The 2,874-nt window shown below is 42.1% G+C and carries 3 protein-coding genes; 2 read left to right on the plus strand and 1 reads right to left on the minus strand.

From position 1 onward, the window contains the following. A partial coding sequence (locus CHI10_RS17205) for an aldehyde dehydrogenase family protein (RefSeq protein WP_142301769.1) occupies window positions 1-208 on the plus strand: 208 nt, incomplete at its 5' end. Window positions 209-324: 116 nt separating this feature from the next. Beyond that, on the plus strand, window positions 325-876 hold the full coding sequence (locus tag CHI10_RS17210) for a cysteine hydrolase family protein (protein WP_095245440.1): 552 nt from the start codon (window positions 325-327) through the stop codon (window positions 874-876). A 101-nt stretch (window positions 877-977) separates the two neighbouring features. On the opposite strand, the gene putP is transcribed toward CHI10_RS17210, so the two are convergent. Then, window positions 978-2,447, minus strand: coding sequence for a sodium/proline symporter PutP (gene putP, locus CHI10_RS17215; RefSeq protein WP_095245439.1), 1,470 nt, complete (start codon window positions 2,445-2,447; stop codon window positions 978-980). Window positions 2,448-2,874: the final 427 nt, after the last annotated feature.

Below are 2,874 nucleotides of genomic sequence, written 5' to 3' on the forward strand. Positions count from 1 at the left end.
GGTGATCACACAGAACCGTGAGCACATCCAAAAAGCGCGTGAAGATTTCCATGTTGGAAACCTATACTTCAACCGCGGCTGTACAGGTGCGATCGTTGGATACCAGCCATTCGGCGGATTCAACATGTCCGGAACCGATTCTAAAGCGGGCGGTCCTGACTACATTCTTCTGCACATGCAGGCGAAGACTACTTCTGAAATGTACTAATAGATCTCCATTCGGAGGCGGGAACAGCAACTTGGTTGCTGTTCTTTTTTTAGTTGGATATTCAGTCCGCTGAGGTATATGATGAAAGAAGAACTGCAGATTGGAGTGATGAAAAAGTGCCAATTAAAGCCCTGATCAATATTGATTACACAAATGACTTTGTTGCTGAAGACGGTGCCCTGACATGCAGCAGGCCTGGACAGCTCTTGGAAAAGAAAATCTCAGAGCTCACACAAGAGTTTATCGCAAGCGGGCATTACACTGTTTTTGCCATTGATGTTCATGATAAAGGAGACACCCATCACCCGGAAACGAATTTATTTCCCCCTCACAATATCAGAAACACGGAAGGGAGAAATCTTTACGGTTCCTTGCAGCGGGTTTTTGAAACGAACAAGGACGCTGAAAATGTTTATTTCATGAATAAAACCAGATATTCCGCATTCGCAGGAACCGACCTGGAAATAAAACTGAGAGAACGCGGCATAGAGGAAGTGCACCTGGCAGGTGTATGCACAGACATTTGCGTCCTGCATACAGCTGTTGATGCTTATAATAAGGGCTTTAGGATTGTGGTTTATAAAGATGCTGTCGCATCCTTTGACCAGGAGGGCCATGAGTGGGCTTTAAGGCATTTTGCAAACACCCTTGGAGCGGAAGTAATTTAATATTGCCTTCATTATATTTCTCCGGCAACCACAAGCTAAAGGCTATTCCTGTATGGGAAAATACAAAAAACCCTCTCCGCATAGGAAGAGGGTTTCTTCACTTATTTTTTAAGAACAGATTTATATTGATCGTACTGTTCCTGAACTTCTGCTGATGGTGCCTTATCCAGAAGGCTGACAACGATAATCGCCAGAACTGCAAATAGGAAGCCAGGCGCCAGTTCATACAGATCAAACAGTCCGCCGGTAAGCTGTGCCCAAGCAATTACTGTTACAGCACCAACAATTATGCCTGCCAGTGCGCCATTACGCGTCATGCGTTTCCAGAACAGGCTGAGAATGATGACAGGCCCAAAGGCTGCACCAAATCCGGCCCAGGCATAACTGACAAGCTCCAACACCTTGCTGTCAGGGTTATAGCCTAGGAAAATGGCAATTATGGCAATGCCCAGTACAGCAATTCTGCCAACAATCATTTCTTCCTTTTGGGAAGCATTTCTTCTGAAGATGGATTTATAGAAATCCTGTGCCAATGCACTTGAAGAAACGAGCAATTGAGAGTCAACTGTGCTCATGATTGCTGAGAGAATGGCTGCTAATAAAAATCCAGCTACCCAAGGATTAAATAGCACTTGTGAAAACACGATAAACACGGTTTCGGAATTGGCCAGCGGAGAATCTGCAAAATATGCGATACCTGCAAAACCTACAAATAGAGCTCCGAATAAGGAAATAATCATCCAGGTCATACCGATAAAACGTGCTTTTGGAACATCATTGGTAGATCTTAATCCCATAAAGCGGACAAGGATATGAGGCTGTCCAAAATAACCTAATCCCCATGCTAATAGTGAAACTACACTAACAAAAGTGGCACCGGAATAGACATCTAAATAAGAAGTATCAATAGATCCGATTTTCTGCATCGTTTCATTCCATCCGCCAAGCTCCTGAATGGCAATGATCGGTATAATAATCATGGCAAGGAACATTAAAATCCCTTGAACGAAATCTGTCCAGCTGGCTGCAAGGAACCCGCCAAACAATGTGTATGACAAAATTACAGCAGCACCAACCCAAAGTGCGAGTGTGTAATCCATCCCAAATGAGTTCTCTAACAAGATGGCACCGCCGACAAGGCTGGATGAAGTATAGAAAGTGAAAAAGATTAAAATAACAATTGCCGAAACAACACGCAATATTTTTGATGTATCGTGGAATCGGTTTTCAAAATAACCGGGTACTGTAATAGAATCATTGGCTACTTCCGTGTAAACACGCAGTGGTCTGGCCACAAACTGCCAATTTAAATATGCGCCGACAGACAATCCAATTGGAAGCCAAATCTCTCCCATACCGCCTAAATATACGGCACCGGGCAATCCAAGCATCAGCCATCCACTCATATCGGATGCCCCTGCACTCAAGGCTGCAACACCCGGTCCAAGCCCTCGGCCGCCTAAAACATAATCAGATAAATCTTTAGTCATTCTGGCTGCAAGCACACCAATCAGCAGCATGCCGACCAGATAGATTATTATTGATGTTAACGTTGGTATATTTATATCCATGTTTATTTATCCTCTCCTTTTTCAGTAAATAGAGTTATGCCCGATAGTACGATCAATAATGGCATTGGAACTAGAAGCCAAAACCACGTTGCCATAGTGAAATCCATTTGTTCACCCCTCCATTTTCTCTTATTGTCCCCATTAAATTATTGGTTGAAAAAAAACCTTTTTATACAGTAGCATACAGTTTTTTATTTGCGGAAAAAACATTCCGGGGAAAGGTCCGTTTTGAAAAGACGTTAATTATCATAACATAATAAAGGGTGAGAGACAAAAATTCTGAAAATCTACTAAGTTATAAATGTATAAAAATACTTTATTTCGCATTAATTTGCTGTTATATCTCATATATCAACATATCTATTCATCTAAATTAATAAAATTAAGTTGGCGAGGGGAAGGGTTTTTTTATGATAAATAAAGGCTG

The organism is Bacillus sp. 7894-2 (genome assembly GCF_002272225.1).
GTDB lineage: Bacteria > Bacillota > Bacilli > Bacillales > Cytobacillaceae > Cytobacillus.

Bases quoted from the DNA above. Each gene is read 5' to 3' on its own strand.
- putP (WP_095245439.1), bottom strand. From the start codon at position 2,447: ATGGATATAAATATACCAACGTTAACATCAATAATAATCTATCTGGTC.